General features: G+C 61.2%; 18 protein-coding genes and 1 pseudogene. 9 read left to right on the top strand and 10 right to left on the bottom strand.

Annotated elements, in window-relative coordinates; translation table 11 throughout:
- The 6 genes and pseudogenes from doeA to ACSQ3I_RS07410 all read left to right on the top strand — a co-directional run bounded on the left by doeA (position 1) and on the right by ACSQ3I_RS07410 (position 6,044).
- Positions 1–1,182, top strand: a complete 1,182-nt coding sequence (gene doeA / locus ACSQ3I_RS07435) for an ectoine hydrolase DoeA (protein WP_435997463.1) — start codon at positions 1–3, stop codon at positions 1,180–1,182.
- A gap of 3 nt (positions 1,183–1,185) precedes the next feature.
- A complete protein-coding gene (gene doeB / locus ACSQ3I_RS07430; RefSeq protein WP_435997461.1) occupies positions 1,186–2,181 on the top strand; it encodes a N(2)-acetyl-L-2,4-diaminobutanoate deacetylase DoeB in 996 nt (331 codons plus the stop codon).
- 49 nt (positions 2,182–2,230) lie between these two features.
- Entirely contained in the window at positions 2,231–2,359 is a 129-nt protein-coding gene (locus tag ACSQ3I_RS07425; protein ID WP_435997459.1) for a hypothetical protein, read from the top strand.
- A gap of 572 nt (positions 2,360–2,931) precedes the next feature.
- A pseudogene (locus ACSQ3I_RS07420) lies at positions 2,932–3,009 on the top strand (hypothetical protein); the annotation flags it as partial.
- Positions 3,010–3,070: 61 nt separating this feature from the next.
- On the top strand, positions 3,071–3,640 hold the full coding sequence (locus ACSQ3I_RS07415) for a GNAT family N-acetyltransferase (RefSeq protein WP_435997457.1): 570 nt from the start codon (positions 3,071–3,073) through the stop codon (positions 3,638–3,640).
- Positions 3,641–3,713: 73 nt separating this feature from the next.
- Positions 3,714–6,044 carry a membrane-bound PQQ-dependent dehydrogenase, glucose/quinate/shikimate family gene (locus ACSQ3I_RS07410; RefSeq protein WP_435997455.1) on the top strand — a complete coding sequence of 777 codons (2,331 nt, stop codon included), beginning with the start codon at positions 3,714–3,716 and terminating at the stop codon, positions 6,042–6,044.
- Between the two features lie 254 nt (positions 6,045–6,298).
- Here the strand turns inward: ACSQ3I_RS07410 and ACSQ3I_RS07405 are convergent, their stop codons facing one another.
- From ACSQ3I_RS07405 to ACSQ3I_RS07365, 9 genes are all read right to left on the bottom strand, one after another.
- Positions 6,299–7,252: an NAD(P)-dependent oxidoreductase gene (locus ACSQ3I_RS07405; protein WP_435997453.1), complete on the bottom strand. Its 954-nt coding sequence runs from the start codon at positions 7,250–7,252 to the stop codon at positions 6,299–6,301.
- The gene (locus ACSQ3I_RS07400) at positions 7,249–8,457 is read right to left on the bottom strand and encodes a mandelate racemase/muconate lactonizing enzyme family protein (RefSeq protein WP_435997451.1); all 1,209 of its coding nucleotides are present in this window, start codon (positions 8,455–8,457) and stop codon (positions 7,249–7,251) included. Before ACSQ3I_RS07400 ends, ACSQ3I_RS07405 begins: the two co-directional genes overlap by 4 nt.
- Positions 8,458–8,480: 23 nt before the next feature.
- The gene (locus ACSQ3I_RS07395; protein WP_435997450.1) at positions 8,481–10,121 is read right to left on the bottom strand and encodes an ABC transporter ATP-binding protein; all 1,641 of its coding nucleotides are present in this window, start codon (positions 10,119–10,121) and stop codon (positions 8,481–8,483) included.
- A gap of 2 nt (positions 10,122–10,123) precedes the next feature.
- Complete coding sequence (locus ACSQ3I_RS07390; protein ID WP_435997448.1) at positions 10,124–10,951, bottom strand: ABC transporter permease; 828 nt, start codon at positions 10,949–10,951, stop codon at positions 10,124–10,126.
- The gene (locus ACSQ3I_RS07385; protein WP_435997446.1) at positions 10,951–11,910 is read right to left on the bottom strand and encodes an ABC transporter permease; all 960 of its coding nucleotides are present in this window, start codon (positions 11,908–11,910) and stop codon (positions 10,951–10,953) included. Before ACSQ3I_RS07385 ends, ACSQ3I_RS07390 begins: the two co-directional genes overlap by 1 nt.
- A 79-nt stretch (positions 11,911–11,989) precedes the next feature.
- Positions 11,990–13,579 carry an ABC transporter substrate-binding protein gene (locus tag ACSQ3I_RS07380; RefSeq protein WP_435997444.1) on the bottom strand — a complete coding sequence of 530 codons (1,590 nt, stop codon included), beginning with the start codon at positions 13,577–13,579 and terminating at the stop codon, positions 11,990–11,992.
- 35 nt (positions 13,580–13,614) lie between these two features.
- On the bottom strand, positions 13,615–13,953 hold the full coding sequence (locus ACSQ3I_RS07375; protein ID WP_435997442.1) for an aldehyde dehydrogenase family protein: 339 nt from the start codon (positions 13,951–13,953) through the stop codon (positions 13,615–13,617).
- On the bottom strand, positions 13,950–15,059 hold the full coding sequence (locus tag ACSQ3I_RS07370; RefSeq protein WP_435997440.1) for a mandelate racemase/muconate lactonizing enzyme family protein: 1,110 nt from the start codon (positions 15,057–15,059) through the stop codon (positions 13,950–13,952). Before ACSQ3I_RS07370 ends, ACSQ3I_RS07375 begins: the two co-directional genes overlap by 4 nt.
- A 32-nt stretch (positions 15,060–15,091) precedes the next feature.
- Positions 15,092–16,705: a GMC family oxidoreductase gene (locus ACSQ3I_RS07365; RefSeq protein WP_435997438.1), complete on the bottom strand. Its 1,614-nt coding sequence runs from the start codon at positions 16,703–16,705 to the stop codon at positions 15,092–15,094.
- A gap of 108 nt (positions 16,706–16,813) precedes the next feature.
- Between ACSQ3I_RS07365 and ACSQ3I_RS07360 the strand changes: the two genes are divergently transcribed.
- Positions 16,814–17,767 (top strand): LysR family transcriptional regulator, encoded by a 954-nt coding sequence (locus ACSQ3I_RS07360; protein ID WP_435997436.1) that lies wholly within the window; start codon positions 16,814–16,816, stop codon positions 17,765–17,767.
- A 99-nt stretch (positions 17,768–17,866) separates the two neighbouring features.
- Here the strand turns inward: ACSQ3I_RS07360 and ACSQ3I_RS07355 are convergent, their stop codons facing one another.
- Positions 17,867–18,496, bottom strand: coding sequence for a TetR/AcrR family transcriptional regulator (locus tag ACSQ3I_RS07355; RefSeq protein ID WP_435997434.1), 630 nt, complete (start codon positions 18,494–18,496; stop codon positions 17,867–17,869).
- A 167-nt stretch (positions 18,497–18,663) separates the two neighbouring features.
- Between ACSQ3I_RS07355 and ACSQ3I_RS07350 the strand changes: the two genes are divergently transcribed.
- The gene (locus ACSQ3I_RS07350) at positions 18,664–19,479 is read left to right on the top strand and encodes an SDR family oxidoreductase (RefSeq protein WP_435997432.1); all 816 of its coding nucleotides are present in this window, start codon (positions 18,664–18,666) and stop codon (positions 19,477–19,479) included.
- A gap of 85 nt (positions 19,480–19,564) precedes the next feature.
- Positions 19,565–21,031, top strand: a complete 1,467-nt coding sequence (locus ACSQ3I_RS07345; RefSeq protein ID WP_435997431.1) for an APC family permease — start codon at positions 19,565–19,567, stop codon at positions 21,029–21,031.
- The last annotated feature ends 57 nt before the right edge of the window (positions 21,032–21,088 follow it).

Raw genomic sequence — 21,088 nt, 5'->3', positions numbered from 1 at the left:
ATGAAACAAGCGAACCTGAAGTTCTCACTTCCGGAGTATGAAGCGCGTCTTCAAAAGACCCGGAAGGCCATGGAAGCCAAGGGCATCGACGTATTGATCTGCAGCGATCCGTCGAACATGAACTGGCTGACGGGGTATGACGGCTGGTCCTTCTATGTGCACCAGTGCGTCGTCGTGCCGCCGACCGGCGAGCCGATCTGGTACGGCCGCGGCCAGGACGCCAACGGCGCGAAATTCACCGCTTACCTCAGCCATGAAAACATCATCGGTTATCCGGACCACTATGTGCAGTCCACCGAGCGCCACCCGATGGATTACCTTTCGGCCAAGCTTGCGGACCGTGGCCTCGACAAGCTGACGATCGGCGTCGAGATGGACAATTATTGGTTCTCCGCCGCCGCCTTCGCTGCGCTGCAGAAACACCTGCCGAATGCCCGTTTCGTCGATGCCACCGCACTCGTCAACTGGCAGCGCGCCGTGAAAAGCGAGACGGAAATCAGGTACATGCGCAATGCCGCCCGCATCGTCGAGAAGATGCACGCGCGCATCTTCGACAAGATCGAGGTCGGCATGCGCAAATGCGATCTCGTCGCGGAAATCTACGATGCCGGCACCCGCGGCGTCGATGGCATCGGCGGAGATTACCCGGCGATCGTGCCGCTTCTCCCGTCGGGTGTCGAGGCGTCCGCCCCGCATCTCACCTGGGACGACCGGCCGATGAAATCCGGTGAAGGCACCTTCTTCGAGATCGCCGGCTGCTACCATCGTTACCATGTGCCGCTGTCGCGCACCGTCTTCCTCGGCAAGCCGACGCAGGCCTTCATCGATGCCGAGAAGGCGACGCTGGAGGGCATGGAGGCGGGCCTTGCCGTCGCCAAGCCCGGCAATACCTGCGAGGACATCGCCAACGCCTTCTTCGGCGTGCTCAAGAAATACGGCATCGTCAAGGACAACCGCACGGGCTACGGCATCGGGGTCTCTTATCCGCCGGATTGGGGCGAGCGCACGATGAGCCTGCGCCCCGGCGACAAGAGTGAGCTGAAGCCCGGCATGACCTTCCATTTCATGACCGGCCTCTGGCTGGAAGACATGGGCTTCGAAACGACGGAAAGCATTCTCATCACCGAGACCGGTGTCGAGTGCCTGGCCGATGTGCCGCGCAAGCTTCTCGTGAAGGACTGAGCCATGCGTGCTTCTCCCATCAGCCCCACGATCGATTTCTCGTACGAAGGCGTGCAGCACGGCTTCCTGCGCCTGCCCTACAGCCGGGACGATTCCGCCTGGGGCTCGATCATGATCCCGGTGACCTCAGTGAAAAACGGCGATGGGCCGACGGCCCTTCTCACCGGCGGCAACCATGGCGACGAATATGAAGGGCCGATCGCGCTCTTCGATCTCGCCCGCAGGCTGAAGGCGGAGGATGTGGCGGGCCGTGTCATCATCGTGCCGGCGATGAACTATCCGGCCTTCCTTGCCGGCACGCGCACCTCGCCGGTCGACAAGGGCAACATGAACCGCAGTTTTCCCGGCGCGCCCGACGGCACCGTCACCGGAAAGATCGCCGATTATTTCCAGCGCACGCTTTTGCCGCTCGCCGATATCGTGCTCGATTTCCATTCGGGCGGGAAGACGCTGGATTTCCTGCCCTTCTGCGCCGCCCACATCCTGCCCGACAAGGCGCAGGAGGCAAAGGCCTTCGACCTCGTCAACGCCTTCGGTGCGCCCTGGTCGATGAAGATGCTGGAGATCGATGCGGTCGGCATGTACGACACGGCGGCCGAGGAGATGGGCAAGGTGTTCATCACCACCGAGCTCGGCGGCGGCGGCACCGCGACCGCGAAAAGCGCCGGCATCGCCAAGACAGGCGTCGCGAACGTGCTGAAGGCGGCCGGCATCCTGAAGGGGGCTGTCGATGCCGCGGAGACCACCTGGCTCGACATGCCGGACGGCAATTGTTTCTCCTTCGCTGAGGACGGGGGCCTGATCGAGCCGCTCTTCGATCTCGGCGAAACGGTGAAAAACGGCGAAACCGTCGCCCGCATCTATCCCGTCGGCCGCCCCGGGGCTGCGCCACTGGAGGTCCGGGCGAAGATGGACGGGATCCTTGCCGCCCGTCATTTCCCCGGCCTCGTCAAACCCGGCGACTGCGTCAGCGTGCTTGCAGCAGTTGTGATGATGTAAGCCTTGGGCATCTCCCCGGGTTTTCGGTCCATATGAATTGAGGGAATGGGTGTTTCAGGATGCACACGGTCTCCTGATGCATTCCAACCTGGCGATCACACTCGCCGGCCTGCCGTTGGGGCTTTCAGCCATCAAGTTCTGGACGCGGTCGAAGTTCAAGGGCGCGGGGCTGCATTGAAAAAGCAGGTCAACCCGACGCGGGTTCCCATCGAGCAGAAGGAGCGTTTCCGCTGGCTGGAAAACATCCGGCAATCTGTCGCCTTGCTCGGGATCCGGGCCGATGCGTGCATATCGGCGACCGTGAGAGCGATGTTTACGAGCTCTTCTGCATGACGCATGATCTCGGCACCCATTGGCGGCACCCCATGTCGAGCCCTTGGCCGCCTAAGCCAAGGACATGACTTTGTCGATATCGGGCGTCATTCCGATGCAATTCTGACCGAGATGGCAAAACGGATCAGCGATGACGGGTCTATACGAGCCGTCGTTGTAAGCCTTGAGGAAAGCTATCCATTTCGACGCACCGCTCGAGCTCGATGCGCCGAACCGTGCGCGTGGCATTTCCCGCAATAGGCCCGCGTCCACGACCATGTACGGGATCTCCTTGGGTTGGCGGCGCCATCGCTTCTTGCCTATCTGAGCTATGGCGTTGACGATGCCGTTGTTGCCGTATCCGGGCCACACGCCGCGATATCCTCGCCTGCAGCCGGTCGCGATCGCCGATGTGCGCGGACCCAGATCACGGTCGGAATGCTCGAAGTCGGGGAGACGCGCCGCGAATGGCGCAAGCGCGCCCAAAGACATGGTTCGGAATTCCTCGGCCACCATATGGTCCCCGTCGCCATCGGGTCGGATGAGCGCTTTTATCTGATCGAGCACCGGCACCACGATGACCTCCGAAAAATTTCCGCGGGCGAGACCACGGGAGGCCGGGATTGTGTTATGCCTGACAGATTGCTTCGATTGTGTACCGGATACGATGTTATCTTTGGTTCCCTTTATTGTCGCCCACTTCCCTTTCCTTCTCGATTGGTTTCAGACGCATGCCGACCTCGTTCAGTGGGGCGGACCGATGTTGGATTCTCCTCTGTCACGGGCGCAATCAGACGGGATGCTTGAGGGCGACCGATCGGATCCACCGGCGCGGCTTTGCAGGATGGCGGAGACCGGGAGGGAACTGGTCGGTCACCTCCAGCTGGTGTTTGATTGGCGAAACGGAAATGCGCTGTTGAGCCACGTCGCTATCGCACCGCAGATGCGGGGGCGGGGGCTTGCCGGACCGATGACTGACATGGCGGTCGATGAGGCCCTCTGCCTCACGGCGATAGAGCGGCTGGAACTCAATGTTCACACCTGGAATGCACCCGCCATCAGGACATACCAGCGATCCGACTTCACTTTGGGAGGGGTAGGCAGAGCTCCACGCTGGTCGACGGCCAGCGTGGAGATGCGGCCATGATGAGTTTGCTGCGGGCGATCGGGTTGGTAATCCTCGCGTGTCAGCATCCAGTGTCGAGAGGAAGGAGTAGAAAATGCGAATACTTTCACGCCTGTACCTGATCGTACTTGCCTTGATCGGTCTTGCCGTTGCCGGCGCCGGTGGCTGGCTGGTTTCATTGGGTGGTTCGCCATATTACTTGCTTGTCGGCGTCGCTTGGCTGGCCGGCGCTCTGCTTCTTTGGCGCGGAAATGCATCGGGCGCGTGGTTGACGGCGCTCGTCGCGGTGATATCCGTACCTTGGGCGACCTGGGAAACCGGCCTCGACTTCTGGGGGTTGTTCGCGCGCCTGATGTCTCCGCTTGCGCTGGCCGGTTTTGCCTTCTTGTTTGCGCCGTCCGTCGCGCGGGAAGCACGACGCCCGCTTTTCTACAGCGGCGCCGTGCTCGCCGCCGCCTTGTTTGCAATCGGCTTCGCACTCGCTTTTCAGCCCCATGGGATCATTCGCCCGTCCGGTGACATTCCGGCCTATGAAGCTGCGAAAGGCGTCAATACGCCCGCCGACTGGACGTCGTATGGACGCACGACCAAGGGATTGCGTTATTCTCCCTTCGACCAGATCAACCGCGACAGCGTGACCAAGCTGGATCTCGCCTGGACCTACCGCACCGGCCGCGACACCACCGGCTTTGACCAGAATACGCCCCTGCAGATCGGCGATACGGTTTATACCTGCACGACCGCGAATGTCGTAGCGGCGGTGGATGCGGATACCGGCGCGGAGCGCTGGAAATTCGACCCGAAGGCTTCGGCCCCGTTCTGGCAGCGTTGCCGGGGGATCGGCTATTTCGAGCTTCCGAAAGCCGAGCAGGTTGCCGACCAGGCCTGCAACCAGCGCCTGATCCTGACCACGATCGATGCCCGCCTCATCGCGATCGATGCAAAAACGGGTGCCTATTGCCCCGGTTTTGGCGAGGGCGGCACGGTGCAGTTGTCGCAGGGCATGGGTGAAGTCAAAAAAGGGTTTTATTTCCAGACATCGGCGCCGCTTGTTGCCCGAGACAAGATCGTGGTGGGCGGCTGGGTCGTCGATAACCAGGAGGTCGGCGAACCCTCGGGCGTGATCCGCGCCTTCAATGCCGTCACGGGACAGCTCGATTGGGCTTGGGATCTCGCCAACCCGGCGATAACAGGCCTGCCGCCGGAAGGCTCGACCTATACCCGCGGCACACCGAACTTGTGGACGACGGCGGCCTTCGACGACGAACTGGGCCTCGTTTACGCCCCGCTCGGCAACACGACGCCGGACTATTACGGCGCGGAACGTCCGGCCTTCTCCGATGCATACAACGCGACGCTCGTTGCGCTCGATATCGAGACCGGTCGGGAGCGCTGGAAGTTCCAGACCGTGCATCACGACATCTGGGACTACGACTTGCCATCGCAACCCGCGCTGATCGACGTCCCGGATATGAAGGGTGGAACGGCCAAGGCAGTGCTGCAGACCACCAAGCGCGGGCAATTGTTCCTGCTGGATCGTGCAACGGGCAGGCCGCTGGCGGAAGTTGCCGAGAAGCTGGTGACGACCAAGGGGGCCGCCCCGGAAGAACTGCCGCGCCTGTCGAAAACGCAGCCCTATTCGGTCGGCATGCCGACGATCGGGGGCGCGCGCCTGACAGAGAAGAGCATGTGGGGCGTGACGATGTTCGATCAGCTCGCCTGCCGCATCGCCTTCCGGCAACTGCACTATGACGGCGACTTCACGCCGATCAGCCTGAAATACACCATCGAGCAGCCCGGCAATGTCGGGGGATTGAACTGGGGCAGTGTTTCCGTCGACGTGCACAACAATCGCGTCTTCATGAACGATATCCGCGCCCCCAGCCTTTTCGCGCTGGTGCCGCGCGAGGATTATCCCAATTTCGCCAAGAAGGCCCATGCCGACGGCAGCGGCCACGGCCCGTCGCCGCAGAACGGCACACCGTATGGCATGGCAACGGAGCTGTGGGTTTCGCCGCTGGGCGTGCCCTGCGTCACGCCGCCGTTCGGAACGGTCACGGCGGTCGATATGAACACGCGGACGATAGCCTGGCAGGTGCCGGCGGGCACCGCCGAGCAACTGGGGCCGTTCGGTATCAAGTCGGGCATGCCGATGCCGATGGGGTTGCCGACCTATGCCGGCACGAGCGCCACTGCCGGCGGCCTGGTGTTCTTCGCCGGTACGCAGGATTATTACCTGCGCGCCTATGATGCGGCCGACGGTACGGAACTGTGGAAATATCCGCTTCCGGTCGGATCGAGCGCCACCCCGATGACCTATGTGTCGCCCGTGACGGGCAAGCAATATGTGCTGATCTCCGTCGGCGGCGCGCCCTATTCGCCCGACAAGGGCGATTATGTCATGGCCTTCGCCTTGAAGGACTGATGATGAGATATCTCGTGGCGGCATGGCCGCCACGAGAGTTATCCGTTTCTCGGGCTTGTTCGAAAGCCTTCTGAGAGCGTTGGGGTCACCGTCGCGTTTGATGGTGATGAGCTCGTACCGGCTTTCTTGAGGTGCCGAACGAGGGAAGTGACCTGTGTGAGTCGTCGTTGATCGAGGCTTTGCGAGGCTGGATCTGCCGGGCACCCGTTTTGAAAGCTTGGCGCGCTGCAAACCGTAAGAGGCGGCCTAGGCTGTCACTCCAGGCGCGCCGGGAATCCCTCCGCTCGGAGATCTTGCCCGACAGTGTCTTCCAGCAACTTGACGATCTGCGTCGACTGGGCAGCACCGCCATAGGTTTCCTTTCCCTTGAGAAAAATCTCGTTTGTAAGCTGGGCGAGTTGCAGCGGAACGTTGAAGGAGTGGCCGAAGTTCATCGCAAATCCGAGATCCTTCAAGGCAAGATCCATCGTAAAGCCGACGTTGTAGCTGCCGTTGAGAATCAGTTGGCCTTCCGTTTCGTGAACGAAGCTGTTGCCGGAACTTGCCTTGATTGCCTGCCATGCCTGGGCAAGATCGATGCCGCCGCGCTTGGCAAGCATGAGAGCCTCGCCATCGGCCACGAGGTGGATGAAGGCCAGCATGTTGGTGATGACCTTGATCACAGCCGCATTGCCGAGCGGGCCCATATAGAAAATTTGGTCTCCCATCGCCTGCAATGCAGGAAGGTGCCGATCGAAGAGCTCCCTTTTGCCGCCGGCGAGCATGGTGATTTTGCCCTGCGCAGCAAGATGGACACCACCGGTCACGGGCAGTTCCATGGTGGAGACACCCTTTGCAGCGGCTTCCGCCGCAAGTCGAACAATCTCTTCGCGGCCAACGGTGGACATCTCGATCCAGGTCAGTCCCGGTTGTGCCGTATCGAGGATTTGGCTGAGCACGGCCTGCGAAACCTGCGGCGACGGAAGACATGTCAGGACAGCATCGCATTGCTGAGAAAGCGTGCCGACGGAATCGGCCCATACCGCGCCTGCCTGGATCAGCTTTTCGGCCGTCGCGGGATTCCGATCATGCACGACGAGCCCGAATCCCGCCCGCAGCAGGCTGGTCGCCAGATGTCCCCCCAAATTTCCGAGCCCGATGAAACCGTAGCGCATTGCATGACCTTTCCGCTGCTGAGGATTTTGTTGCCCATGTCCCGGATCGCTCACGGCACGACCGGTTCAGTGACAAGGTTCAGGTGGAGCTCATTTTCTCTATGGGGGGATGCGATGATCGCCTCGTCATTCAGTGTCACGCCGAGCCCGGGTGCCGTCGGTGGAATGACGAAACCGTTTTCCCAGACGATCGGTTCGTTGAGAAACCGCATGAAGGGACCATCGAAACGGCCGATCGATTCCAGGATGAGAAAGTTCGGACTACAGGTCGCGATCTGGATGTTGGCAGCTGCGACGATCGGGCCGCAATAGAGGTGCGGCGCGATCTGCGCGGATCGCGTCTCCGCCATCGCGGCGATTTTCTTGGCCTCCAGGATGCCTCCAACACGGCCGAGGTTCATTTGCAGAATGGAAGCGGCGCGTGCCTCGAGCAGGCGGGCAAATTCATGCTTGGTGCAAAGACGTTCACCGGCCGCGATCGGGATGGCTGTGTAGCGGGCGACGTCGGCCATGTCCGTTGGGTTTTCCGGGGGAATTGGCTCCTCGAACCAGAGCGGATCGTAGGCTTCGAGCCGGCGGGCCAGGCGCTTGGCGCCGGAAACGGTGAATTGCCCGTGGGTGCCGAACAGCAGGTCGGCTCTGTTGCCGACGGCTTGCCGGATGTGTTTGCAGAATTCTTCCGACCGCGAAAGATCCTCCATGCGCGGCTGATGGCCATCATAGATCGTATAGGGGCCGGCCGGATCGAATTTGACGGCCGTGAAACCGTCCTTCACTGCGGAAGCTGCCACCTCGGCGGCGATCTCCGGATCGTTATAGACATTGGGAAGGGCCGGGTCGGGATAGACGTCGCCCTGCGGTGGATAAAGATAGGTGTAGCTGCGCAGCCGCTCGTGGACCTTGCCGCCCAGCAGTTGGTAGATAGGCTGACCCGCGGCCTTTCCGATGATATCCCAGCAGGCCATTTCGAGGCCGCTCAGCACGCCCATCACGGTCACATCCGGACGCATCGTGAAGCCGGCGCCGTAGCTCCTGCGCCACATCTGCTCGATATGATGTGGGTCGTTGCCTTCGAACTGGCGGGTGAACATGTCGACGGCCATCGCCGCGCAAAGATGCGGGCTGAATGTGGCGTTGTAGATTTCGCCCACCCCGCTGGTACCGCAGGCCGTGGTCAGGCGGACGAAGATGAAATACCGGCCGCCGTGACGCGGCGGCGGGTTGGCGACAACGAAGGTTTCTATTCGATCGAGCTTCATCGAAGGCACCCTGTAAACCGGTGTCAGGAAAACGGTTCTGCGGTCCGGGACCCCAGCGTGTGTGTCAGCCAGTCGGGGTCCATTTCCGGCACGGATTGCAGAAGCCGGGTCGTGTAGTTGCTGGCGGGACGTGCGAAGATATCGCCAACATTGCCGGCCTCTGCAATCTGCCCATGCTGCATCACGATCACCTCGTCCGCCACGGCCTTCACCGTTGACAGATCGTGCGTGATGAACAGAAGAGCAAGGTTTTTCTCTTTCTGGATTCCTGCCAAAAGCTTCAGGATGCCGGCGGCCACGATCTGGTCGAGCGCGGATGTCACTTCATCACAGATGATGAGTTTCGGTTCCGCTGCGAGGGCACGTGCGATGCCGATGCGTTGCTTCTGCCCGCCGGACAATTCGGACGGCAACCGGTTCATGTATTTCGCCGGTTCGAGTTCGATCTGTTCCAGCAGAGCGGCAATGCGCCTGTCCAGTTCGCGCCCGCGCAGGCCGAGATAGAATTCCATCGGGCGACCGACGATGTCTCGGATACGCTGCCTAGGATTAAGCGCGGTGTCGGGCATCTGGTAGACCATCTGGATGTGGCGCAGATCCTCTCGCGAGCGGACGCGGTAGTCCGCAGCGAGCCGCCGCCCCTCGAACAGGACCTCTCCGAGCGAAGGTCTCACGATGCCGCTGATGACGCGCGCCGCGGTCGATTTTCCGGAGCCGGATTCACCGACGACGGCGACGGTTCGGCCTGCATGCACGTCAAAGGAAACACCTTCGAGGACTTTCAGCGCGCCGTAGGCGGCATCGATGTTGCGCACGCTCAGGACCGGCTCAGCGGGTGGACGCGCCGGCGCGCGCACATGGTCCAGCGAACGTACGGACCATAGGGATTTGGTATAGTCCTCTTTCGGATCGCGGAGCATGCTGCTGGTAGGCGCGGTCTCCACCTCCCTGCCATTTTTCAAAACCGTTATGCGGTCCGCCATCTGCGCCACGACCGCAAGGTCATGGCTGATGTAGATCGCGGCCGTGCCGAACTGCCTGACGATATCGCGAATCGTTGCCAGAACTTCGATCTGGGTCGTGACATCGAGGGCGGTGGTGGGTTCGTCGAAGACGATCAGATCGGGCCGGCACGCCATCGCCATCGCCGTCATGGCGCGCTGCAACTGGCCGCCGGAGACCTGATGCGGATAACGGAAACCGATCTCTTCGGGTTGCGGCAGCCGCATGCGCCGATAGAGATCGACGGCGTCCTCCATCGCTTTGTCGCGCGGCATGACCTTCTTGACGATCGGTGCTTCGCAATGCTGGACGATGAGCTTGTGGGCCGGATTGAAGGAGGCCGCTGCGGACTGCGCCACATAGGCGATGCGTTTTCCGCGCAGGTCGCGCCGAACCGTTTCGCCGGAATTGACGAGATCGGCTCCGTCAAAATCGATGGAGCCCCCAGCGATGCGGCATCCGTCGCGGGTGAAGCCCATGGCCGCCAGGCCCAATGTCGATTTTCCCGCCCCGGACTCGCCGATCAGGCCGAGAATTTCCCCACGTGCCAGGTTGAGATCGATGCCATCGACGAGCTTGATCCACCCTTCCGAGGAGCGACCTTCGATCGTCAGATTGCGGATGGAAAGGAGCGGCGATCCTGCTTTGATGGTGTCGGTCATAGCTAGTCCTTCAATCCGCTGGCCCGGTGCAGCATCCAGTCGATGACGAAGTTGATCGAGACGGTGAGCAATGCGATGGCCGCCGCCGGCAGGAGCGGCGTTACGTCGCCAAAGGAGATCAGCGTCGCATTTTCCCGAAGCATGGAGCCCCAGTCGGCCGTGGGCGGCTGAATGCCGAGGCCGAGGAACGACAGCGCTGCGATAAACAGGAAAACGAAGCAGAAGCGCAGCCCGAATTCGGCGACGAGTGTCGAGGCGATGTTGGGCAGCACCTCCCGCAGGATCAGCCAGGGCAGCCGCTCGCCGCGCAGCCGCGCGGCCTGCACGTAGTCCATGACGACGACTGTCTGTGCGGAGGCCCGTGCGAGCCGGAAGACCGGGGCGACATAGATCAGCGCGATGACGAAGACCATGCTGGCGACCGAGGTGCCGACGATGGTAAGCAACATGAGCGCCAGGATCAGTGACGGAATGGCCATGATGACGTCGATGATCCTGGAAAGGATGCGATCGGTCATGCGTCCGAGAAGCGCGGCGAGAATGCCCAGGACCGCGCCGATGGTGAAGGCGATGACGGTGGTGAGCAGTGCAAGGCCGACGGTGTTTCGCGTGCCGTAGACAAGCCGGGTGAACATATCGCGGCCGAGATTGTCCGTTCCGAGAAGAAACTGCCGGCTCCACGGCTCATACTGGGCTCCGACTACGGCGGTTTCGCCGTAGGGGGCAATCAGTGGCGCGAAAAAGCCGATGGCGGCGACGATGAATATGACGATCATGCCGAAGCGCGCGGTGAAGGGAGCGGCGGCAAAAAGCCGGAAAAGATTTGCCATCAGCCTTCTCCATTCAGAATGCGTGGATTGCTGACGATGGACAAAAGGTCGGCGATCAGGTTGAGCAGAATGTAAGCAGCCGCGAAGATGAGACCGACCGACTGGACGACCATGACGTCGCGATGGCTGACCGCATCGACGAACAGCTGGCCAAGTCCCGGGTAGACGAAGACCACTTCGACCACCACGACGCCAACGACGAGATAGGCGAGGTTCAGCGCCACCACGTTGATGATGGGCGCCAGGGCGTTCGGAAGGGCGTGGAACAGAATGACGCGGATGCGACCCATGCCCTTGAGCCGCGCCATCTCGATATAGGGGCTCGCCAGCACATTGATGATGGCAGCGCGCGTCATGCGCATCATGTGGGCGACGACCACCAGCACCAGCGTCAGGGCAGAAAGGAACGAGCGATACAGCAATTCTCCGAACGGCATTGCGGCGTCGATGTTGGAGAGCGAGGGGAACAGTGCCATGCGCACCGCGAAAAACAGGATCAGGACATAGGCGACGAAGAATTCCGGCAAGGAAACGCAGACAAGCGCGACGATGTTGCAGAGCCGGTCGAAGACCGAGTTCCTGTAGAGCGCAGCCAGAACGCCGAGGGTGAGTGCCAGCGGGATGGAGATGGCCGCGGCGAACGAGGCGAGAAACAGCGTATTGCCGAGCCTTGCCGAGAGGAGTTCGGAAATCGGCCGATTGTTCGAAAGGGAATTGCCGAAATCGCCGTGCAGGGCGCCGGCCAGCCATTGAAAATAGCGCTGGACGGCGGGCTGGTCTAGACCGAGTTCCCTGCGGAAGGCCTCAACGGTTTCGGGCGTCGCGGATTGGCCAAGTATCTGCTGCGCCAGATCGCCCGGCAGCAGCTCGACACCGAGGAAGATCAGCGCGGAAATCGCGATCAGGGTAACAACACCCAGGGCTAAACGTTCTCCGATGAGAACCCAGATTCGTGACATGCCGCCTCCCAGCGTCGTTCGTCAGGTTTTCTGCTTGCCACGCCTGCCGGGAGAGGCTCCCCGCAGGCGTGGCAAGACATCAGGCCATCCACCACCGTTCGATGAAGTGTAGGCTGTCCATGTTCCACATTTCACTGAGCTGGCCGTGCTGGACTGTATCCTTCAGCGCGAAGACGTATTGGCCGAACATGGGGATCAGCGCGCCGCCGTCGTCGCGGCACAGGCGCTGCATTTCGGAATACATTTCGGCACGCTTGCCCTGGTCGACCTCCGCGCGCGCTTCGAGCAGAAGTTTGTTGAAGCGCTCGTTGTTCCACTTCGTGTCGTTCCACTCGGCGTCCTTGGAGTAGCCCGCGGAGAACATCCAGTCCGGGGTGGGGCGACCGCCCCAATAGCTGCAGCAGAAGGGCTTTGCCAACCAGACATTGGACCAGTAACCGTCGTTTGGCTGGCGAAGGACCTCGATGTTGATGTTCGCCTTCCTGGCCTGTTCGGCATAGAGGATCGACGCATCGACGGCACCTTCGAACGCGGCTTCCGCCGTGTAGAGCTGTACATCGAGGCTGGAAAGTCCGGCCTGCTTGAGATGGAACTTTGCCTTGTCGGGGTCATAGGCCCGCTGCTCGATCGATGGGTCGAAGAAGGGCATGGAGGAACTGACCGGGTGATCGTTGCCGACAGCCCCATAACCCTTCAGCACCTTTTCGACCAGCTCTTCACGATCGATCGCGAGCTTGAGGGCCATGCGCACATCGACGTTGTCGAAGGGGGCGGTGTTGACGTGCATGGGCATCGTATAGTGAAGCGTGCCGGAAACGGTCTCGACCCGCAGGCCGGGGGCACGCTTCAGAAGATGGATGGTCTTGAGGTCCGGTCGGTCGATAAAATCGACCTGACCCGTCATCAGGGCATTCATGCGCGCTGTCGTATCGGAAATCGTGGTGATCTCGACCCCATCGAAATGCGCACGGCCTTCCTTCCAGTAGTTGTCGCGGCGTTTCAGGCGAACGCGGACGCCCGGCTCGAAGCTTTCGACCGTATAACCGCCTGTGCCGATCTGGCTGAGCGGATCGATCTTGCCGTTTACCGCCTGCTTGATGCAGAGGTGATAGTCGGCGAAGATATAGGGAAAATCGGCATTCCCCGTCGAAAGCTCGAAGACGACCGTGTGATCGTCCGGCGCCTTCATCTCCGCGATCTGGGAAAGAACCGGCTTGACCGCGGACTTCGAGTCTTCGCCGAGATGATATCCCAGGGAGGCGATGACGTCGGCGGAGGTCAGCTTTCTACCGTCGGAAAATTCTACGTTCTTTCGTAGCTTGAAGGTCCAGATCTTGGCGCCAGGCTCCGGCACGAAGCTCTCGGCGAGATCGGGTGCGATGACGCCACCAGGCGCGAATTCCGTGAGATGGTTGAAGACGGCGTAGTTCGTCGCGAACATGAAGTCGTTGTTATAGGTCGCGGGGTCGAAGGAATCGGAGGTCGATCCTTGCAGGAAGCCGACACGAAGCGTGCCGCCCTTCTTGGGAACGGCCTGTTCCGCCTGGGCGAAGGCGGAGGATGCGACGGACAACGTTGCGCCAAGGGCGAGTGCCCCCATCATGAACCCTCGACGGTCCGTTTTCCCCGCCAAGAACGAGCGCTTCAATATATCAAACTGGTCTGTCATGCCTGCCTCCCTGTGAATCATGGATTGCTTTCCGCTCAATGGCGGAGGGTGATCGCCTTCGTGCGTGTGTAGGCATCGATCCCTTCGAGCCCTTTTTCCCGCCCGAAGCCGGACTTCTTGGTGCCGCCGAACGGCACTTCGATGCCCCCGGCCCAATAGTCTTTGACCGTGACCTGACCGGCCTCGGCGCGCCGCGCGATTTTCAAGGCCTTGCCGATGTCGCGCGCATGGATGCCGGCGACGAGGCCGAATTCGGTGCCGTTGGCGGCGTCAATCGCTTCTTCCTCGCCGTCGACCGTGGTTTGCCCGCTGGTGACAATCCGGCATCCCCGCCGGCGCGCGACATCGACAAGGTCTTCATCGGTCAGGGTCATGCTGCGATCTCGCTTTTCTGATACTGCGACCGGGCGAGCCAATCAGGGGAGATTTCCACGCCCCAGCCCGGACGATCGCTGACGGTCACCGTGCCGTTCGTCACGGTGTAGGGATCGTCGACGAAAAGCCCTTCCTGCCACGGATAGTAGTCAGGCCCCTCGATCGAGAATTCGAGATATTTGCCAGCGTTCGGGATCGCGCGGAGAAAGTGCATCGTGAACAGGGTCACGAGCGACAGGTTGGCGCTGTGCGGCGTGCAGGGCAGGCCTGCCGCCTCGGCCATGCGGGCAACCTCCAGCGAGCGCGTCATGCCGCCCATGTAGAGGATATCGGGCTGGACGATGTCCACCGCCTTCATGGCGATCATCCGCTTCCAGTGCTGCATGTCGAAATCCTGTTCGCCACCCGTCACGTCGAGCGACAGCGCCGCGGCGACCTCGCGGGTTTGCTCCATCTCCCAATAGGGGCAAGGCTCCTCGAAGTGCTCGACGCCGTTGGCTTCGAGCATCTTGCCGACCTCGATCGCCCGGCGCGGCGAGTAACAGGAATTGGCGTCGACCAGCAGCGCGGCATCATTCCCCAGCGTCCTGCGGACGGTCTGAACGATGCTGTCGGTCCGGCCGTCCCATTCGTCCCTGTCGTGCCCGCATTCCGAGCCGATGCGGAACTTGAAGGCGTCGAAACCGTACCGGTCGCGCAATTGCAGCAGGCGCATGGCCTCGTCTTGCGGCGTGATATCGCGACGCATGGAGGAGGCATAGGCGCGCAGCGAGCCGGCTGAGCCGCCGAGAAGCGCGGCCACCGGCTTTTCAGCGGCCTTGCCACGCCAATCCCATATCGCCGTATCGAGCCCAGACAGCGCACGATAAAGATAGGCGCAGGAGAAGAACTTGTGTTCGCGTTCGGGAATTTCCCTCACCAGCGCCTCAAGGTCGCCTGTATCGCGCCCGAGGGACCACGAGGCGATCTGGCGGTGAAAGACCGTTGCCGTGATATCCGCATTGTAGGTGGAGAGTTGGCCCCAGCCCATGGTGCCGTCCTCGCATGTCAGGCGCACGACGCCGACGAACGGATCGGTGAAAGTTTCGAGCTTGCAGATTTTCATTCGCATTCCATCCCAAGGGATTGTCGATCGGGTTATGTGACGGCTTCGAGGATCAGATCGGCTGCGCGATGGGCGAGCATGATGGTGGGCGCGTTCGTGTTTCCCGAGGTGATGTTGGGGAAAGAGGACGCATCGGCGACACGTAGGCCCATGACGCCGAAGACACGCAGCTCGCAGTCCGTGACACCTGTCGCCGCGTCCTTCGCCATGCGACAGGTCGATACCGGATGAAAGACGCTGCCGCACCGCTTGCGGAAATCGTCAAGAATGCCGTCGTCGTCCAGAGTCAGGATATCGGGCGCCATTGCCTCCTTCGCGAAACGGCGCATCGCGGCCGTGTCCGCCATGCGCTGGATCAGGCGGCCGCCGGCGATCACGTCGTTCAGATCCTTTGACGTCGAGAGATAATTCGGAACGATCTTCGGAGCGTCTTCCGGGTTTTGCGAGACGATCTCGATCGTGCCTCGGCTTGTCGGCTGAGTCGGTTGGAACGAAAGAATATAGCCTGGGAAGGGGTCGGGATTGATGATCGGTCGCTTGTCGGACGGTGCGGTCGTGTAGGTGACGGGGTTTAGGTACAGCTGCTGATCGGGTCGCGCGAGCCCCTCTTTCGAACGGACGAACCCGCCGCATTGGTTGACGCTCAGGCTCAGCGGCCCGCGGCGGGTCAGGATGTAGCGCGCACCTTGGATCGCCTTGCCCCACCACGGCGACAGCATTGAATTCAAGGTGGGCTCGGTCGCCTTGTAATAGTAGTTGATGCCGAGATGGTCCTGGAGATTGGCGCCGACATTGTCGTTTGCAACGACAAGCGGAATGTCGAGCCGTTGAAGAAGCGCGCCCGGGCCGATTCCGGAGGCCTGGAGCAGCTTGGGCGAATTGACGGCTCCTGCGCTGACGATGATCTCCTTCCGTGCCTTGAAGACCTGAGCGCCGGATGCCGTCCGAATCGATACGCCCGTGGCCCGCCGATCTTCGATAAGGATGCGGTCCACCAGGCAGTTTTTGAGCAGGGTGAGGTTCGGGCGGCCGAGGGCCGGTTTCAGGAACGCATCGGCAGCAGACCACCTTTTTCCGCGTCGCGTCGTGATCCGGTAACGGGTGACGCCTTCGGGCGAGGGACCATTGCAGTCGTCCGTCACAGGCAGGCCGAGTTCCTCGGCCATGCTGAAATAATGCCGGTTCGACGGGTGAACATCGTTGCGGACGTCGCTGACGAAGAGCGGGCCGCTGCCCTCTATCTCGCCGTTCGCAAGGATTCGGCTTTCGATTGCCTCATAGTGCGGACGGACATTGTTCCAGCCCCAGCCCTGTGCGCCGGCCGCTTCCCAGTCGTCGAAATCGGCGGGAAGTCCACGACAATAGATGAGCGCGTTGATCGAGCTCGAACCGCCCACGACCTTGCCGCGCGGCCAATAGCTGGTGCGGCCGTTGGTCTGCGGATCCGCCTCGGTCGTGTACATCCAGTTGATGCGCGAATCGAAGAAGGTCCGGCCGTAGCCGATCGGCGTCCGTATCCAGAAGCTCTTGTCCGAACCGCCGGCCTCCAGGACCAGCACCCGGTTGGTCCCGTTTCTGGAAAGACGGTCGGCCAGAACGCAACCGGCAGAGCCCGCGCCCACAACGATGTAGTCAAATGTATTCAAAATGTGGCCCTCCGGCCTCTACAGGATGCATTTGGCTTCGCCGCCTCATGCCCCGTCTCCCTGCGCTAAAGTTCATTCGTGGCTTGGCCAAAGTCAAACAAAGCTTTATTGCTGTTAGGCATCATTTTATTTGAAGCGAGATCGGCCATGGCCTATGCACTTCCGCCTCTTCAATGGCTGCGCGCTTTCGAGGCGGCAGCGCGGTCATCGAGCTTTTCGGCCGCGGCGGCAGAACTCAATCTCACGCCGGCAGCCGTCAGCCATCAGGTCCGCTCTCTCGAGCAGCATTTACGGTTTCAGCTGTTCAAAAGATTGCCCCGAGGCTTGCAACTGACCGATGTCGGCCGGGCCTATCTGCCCAGTGTCGCGAGAACATTCGACGAATTGACGGTCTCGACTGCAGGTCTGTTTGGTCGCAGCCAGCACACCCATGTCTCTGTCCGGGCTTCGCTCCTGTTCGCGACGACCTGGATTGCGCCGCTTCTCCCGAAATTCTATGCGAAGTTTCCGCATATCAAGATCAGGTTGCTGGCGGCGGTGTGGGCCGATACGTCGACGAGCGTCGATGTTGATGTTCGTTTTGGAGACGGCCATTGGAGCGAGTTCGAAGTGCGCCCCTTGTGGCGAGAAACCTCCGTCCTCGTTGCTAGGAAGGATGAGGCGATTGCCGGCGACTGCGACCGCGAAAGGCTGCTCTCTCTTCTGAAGGGAGGCGTCGTGCAGATCATGGGTTGTGAGGATCGCTGGACGAAGATCCTGCGCAAACACGATCTCAGTGAAGCCGCATTGCGGGTCAACACGATGACCGACAATTCGCTCATCGCCCTTGAACTGACTGCTGCCGGTTTTGGACCATGCATCGTCCAGCAGAGCTATACGATGCATTACCTAAAGGAACGGCACCTCCATGTGCCTCTCGCCGAAGGCATATCGATAAATGAATCCCACTTCATCTTGACCGTTCGCTCGGCCGAGCGGACTGCGCCTGAAGCCGTGATCTTCCGGGATTGGTTGATCGCCGAATTGAAGGATGTTCAGGACGGAAGAGGTTCGCCGGCATAGAAGGCCGCCCAAGCGATGACTTCGGCTGCTTGTTTGCGAACCGAGCCTGACCGCGGCCTGCAGTGGCCATTGCTTTTCATCCATTGCCTGTAACGTTGATTATGCCACAGAAGGGGGATGTACATCCAACCGGCGATCGAGAGGCTGCATAATAGCGTAGATCAGGTCTCGTATCGCATCGAGGATGGGTTCCTTGCGGTTGGGATCTTTTGCGACTGCTGTTGCTGATTCTCGCAGGGCGCCACTAACGAGCACTGCATAGTTCGCTGCTTGCGCCGGGACTTTGCCCGCAATCGTCAGATCGCTGGAAATCATTTCCCTGAATTTGGTGGACGCTTCGCCCACAACAGGTTCAAGCAGCGGGCTCAGCGCGGGGCTCAGCATCATGTAGAACCGGCCAACCTTAGGTTCGGAGCAAACATCCAGAAGCGCTTGTGCAAGGGCAAAAATGCGTGCTTCCGGGCGCTCCTCGGCGTCCCTGAGCCGCGTAGCCTGTTCCAGCACACGCTGCGCAATCAACCGGTAGATGTCACGCAACATCTCGTTCAGGCCATCAGGAAAATAGGAATAGGCGGTCGTCTTCGATGCGCCGGCACGCTTGGCCGCCGCTTCGACCGAACAGACGCTGAGGCCACCCTCGGCAAATAGGTCTAGCACGGCGTCTAGGAGTTCCTGACGCGTTCTCAGGCGGTTCCTGTCGCGCAGGCTTAAAGGACGGAGTTCTGTCATCTGGTTTCTATAGCGCGCCAGAACTGCAGCGGAAAGAGGAGATCTCTCCAATAAATGAACAAAAAGTTCAATTACCGTACTAATCATCTTGCAATGAACGAAATGTTCGAATATTTTGAATTCGTCATGGAGGCCGGCATACCGGCTCGAAACTCAGGGGAACCCGAATGATCGAACTGTCTCTGGCGGGAAAAACCGCCTTCGTAACCGGCTCCGGCCAGGGCATCGGCGCGTCCATCGCCCGGATTTTCGCAAGCGCAGGTGCCGATGTCATCGTGGCCACGCGAACCGAACGCACCGGCCGCGCCGTCGTCGACGAGATCGTTGCGGCCGGCGGGAGGGCGGTCCTCCAGGTCCTGGATGTCGGCCATGCCGATCAGATCGATGATGCCATTGCTGCGACGGTCGCGCGCACCGGCCGGCTCGATATCGTCGTCCACAATGCGGCGTGCTTTGCCGGCGGCCTGGTCGAGGATCTTGACGACGGGCAGCTGGAGGAATCTCTGAGCGTCAACTTGAAAGGTGCCTTCCGGCTTTCGAAGGCGGCGATCCCGCATCTGCGCCGTCAGCGCGGTGGCCGGCTGCTGTTCACCTCGTCCGTCACCGGACCGCGTGTCGCCATGCCGGGGTCGTCCTACTATGCTGCGGGCAAGAGCGGGCTGAACGGTTTCATCCGCACGGCGGCCATCGAGCTCGCCCATGACGGCATCACCGTCAATGGCGTCGAGCCGGGCTTTATCAAAACGCCGGCCATGGACCTTCTCGCCGACGAGCAGGGGCAGAAAGTGATGGCGAAGTATGTACCGATGCGTCGGCTCGGCGCGCCGGAGGATATTGCGCACGCTATGCTGTTCCTCGCCAGCGATATTGCAGGCTACATCACCGGTCAGACGATCATCGTCGATGGCGGCAGCACGCTTCCAGAAAGCCCGATCTTTGCGGACGAAGACGCTGTGGGCGCGAAGGGCCTCGACAAGGCGTAACACCGCGGCCACCCGCCGATCCAGATCAATTCATCTTTGTCACGGGGCACGGCGTGAGGATGGCGCTTGCCCATGGAGGAAACCTATGACAATTCAGAACACCCCTCTGGTGGGGGCATCTCCGACGGCAGCGACAGTGGACGAGGCCGTCTCGTTTCGCCCGACACTGGGCGCGGTTCGTCTTATCTTCCTGATCGTTGCCGCTGCCGCGCCGATGGCGGGCGTGCTGGGCGTCGTGCCCGTCGCCTTTGCCTTCGGCAATGGCATGGGCCTGCCTCTGACCTTCTTGGCAGCGGCCGTTATTCTCGGCCTCTTCACGGTCGGCTACAACGCCATGAGCAAGGAAGTCGTCAATGTCGGGGCGTTCTACGCCTATATCGCCCGTGGCTTCGGGGGCGTTGTCGGACTGGGGGCAGCCTTTCTGGCGCTACTGGCCTATCTCGTCTTCGTCTGCGGCGTTGTCGGCTACTTTTCGTTCTTCACCACCGTCGCGCTGGCCGAGGTCTTCGGGTTGCAGGTCCATTGGGTCCTGCCTGCCGCCTTCGCCCTCCTCATCGCGGCGGTGCTCGGCTATCGCCAGATCGATTTCAGTTCGCGTATGCTCGCCGTGCTGCTGTCGGTCGAGTTTGCGGTGCTGCTGGCACTGAATGTCAGCATCGTCGGCAGCAAGGGCGCCGCTGCCTTCCCCGCCGCCGTGCTGAGCCTCGATGCCGTCTGGAGCGGTGCGCCCGGTATTGCGATCATGCTCGCCTTTACCTGTTTCATCGGCGTTGAGTCGGCTGCTCTCTACGCGGAGGAAACCCATTCGCCCTCGCGCACGATCGGCATCGCCACCTTCGGCGCTGTGCTCCTGACATCGGTCTTCTATTTCATGACCACCTGGATCACTGTCGGCGCCGTCGGCCCGGATGTGCAGGCGGTGGCGCAGCAGCAGGTGGCGGAACTCTATTTCAACCTCGGCAATCAGTATGTCGGCGGTTTCGCCACCAAGGTCATGATGATGTTCCTCGCCACCAGCATGTTCGCCACGCATCTGGCGATCCACAACGTCTGCAGCCGCTACATCTTCGCGCTCGGTCGGCAGGCCTGCTTGCCGACGTTCCTCGGTCGCCCGCATCCGGTCCATGCTTCGCCGCATGCCGCAAGCGTGCTGGTCACGCTGGTGACGGTGGTCGTGGTCGCCATCGCCTTCGTTCTCGGTCTCGATCCGCTGCTGCAGCTCGGGGCGGTCGGCATCGGTTTCGGCACGGTCGGAGTCATCGCGCTTCAGGCGATCACCAGCCTTGCTGTCGTCGCCTATTTCCGCCGCAAGGGGCGCTCACATTGGTGGACTACCATTGTCGCACCGCTTGCAAGTTTTGTCGGCCTTGCTTCAACGGTGGTGCTGGCGGTGAAGAATTTCGATCTTCTTACCGGTTTCCAGAATGCCATCGTCCTGTCGCTGCCTGGCCTGCTCGCCGTCGCCTTCGTGACGGGGGGTATCTATGCGGGTTGGCTCAAGCGCAATCGCCCCTCTGCCTATGCGGCGATCACTGATGAAGCCCGCGTCTAACGCATTGTTTTACCGCATTTCCAGCAAAACCGCTTCGCACCTTTGCTGGAAATGCCC

This window comes from Rhizobium sp. LjRoot30 (genome assembly GCF_964253915.1).
GTDB lineage: Bacteria > Pseudomonadota > Alphaproteobacteria > Rhizobiales > Rhizobiaceae > Metarhizobium.
The sequence above is the reverse complement of the archived record's forward strand: the minus strand, read 5'-3'. Positions and strand labels throughout refer to the sequence as shown.

What these genes read in the sequence shown, in the direction of transcription:
- doeA (WP_435997463.1), top strand. Translation starts at nt 1, where the DNA reads ATGAAACAAGCGAACCTGAAGTTCTCACTTCCGGAGTATGAAGCGCGT.
- doeB (WP_435997461.1), top strand. Translation starts at nt 1,186, where the DNA reads ATGCGTGCTTCTCCCATCAGCCCCACGATCGATTTCTCGTACGAAGGC.
- ACSQ3I_RS07415 (WP_435997457.1), top strand. Translation starts at nt 3,071, where the DNA reads ATGACCTCCGAAAAATTTCCGCGGGCGAGACCACGGGAGGCCGGGATT.
- ACSQ3I_RS07410 (WP_435997455.1), top strand. Translation starts at nt 3,714, where the DNA reads ATGCGAATACTTTCACGCCTGTACCTGATCGTACTTGCCTTGATCGGT.
- ACSQ3I_RS07400 (WP_435997451.1), bottom strand. Translation starts at nt 8,457, where the DNA reads ATGAAGCTCGATCGAATAGAAACCTTCGTTGTCGCCAACCCGCCGCCG.
- ACSQ3I_RS07395 (WP_435997450.1), bottom strand. Translation starts at nt 10,121, where the DNA reads ATGACCGACACCATCAAAGCAGGATCGCCGCTCCTTTCCATCCGCAAT.
- ACSQ3I_RS07390 (WP_435997448.1), bottom strand. Translation starts at nt 10,951, where the DNA reads ATGGCAAATCTTTTCCGGCTTTTTGCCGCCGCTCCCTTCACCGCGCGC.
- ACSQ3I_RS07385 (WP_435997446.1), bottom strand. Translation starts at nt 11,910, where the DNA reads ATGTCACGAATCTGGGTTCTCATCGGAGAACGTTTAGCCCTGGGTGTT.
- ACSQ3I_RS07380 (WP_435997444.1), bottom strand. Translation starts at nt 13,579, where the DNA reads ATGACAGACCAGTTTGATATATTGAAGCGCTCGTTCTTGGCGGGGAAA.
- ACSQ3I_RS07375 (WP_435997442.1), bottom strand. Translation starts at nt 13,953, where the DNA reads ATGACCCTGACCGATGAAGACCTTGTCGATGTCGCGCGCCGGCGGGGA.
- ACSQ3I_RS07370 (WP_435997440.1), bottom strand. Translation starts at nt 15,059, where the DNA reads ATGAAAATCTGCAAGCTCGAAACTTTCACCGATCCGTTCGTCGGCGTC.
- ACSQ3I_RS07355 (WP_435997434.1), bottom strand. Translation starts at nt 18,496, where the DNA reads ATGACAGAACTCCGTCCTTTAAGCCTGCGCGACAGGAACCGCCTGAGA.
- ACSQ3I_RS07350 (WP_435997432.1), top strand. Translation starts at nt 18,664, where the DNA reads ATGATCGAACTGTCTCTGGCGGGAAAAACCGCCTTCGTAACCGGCTCC.
- ACSQ3I_RS07345 (WP_435997431.1), top strand. Translation starts at nt 19,565, where the DNA reads ATGACAATTCAGAACACCCCTCTGGTGGGGGCATCTCCGACGGCAGCG.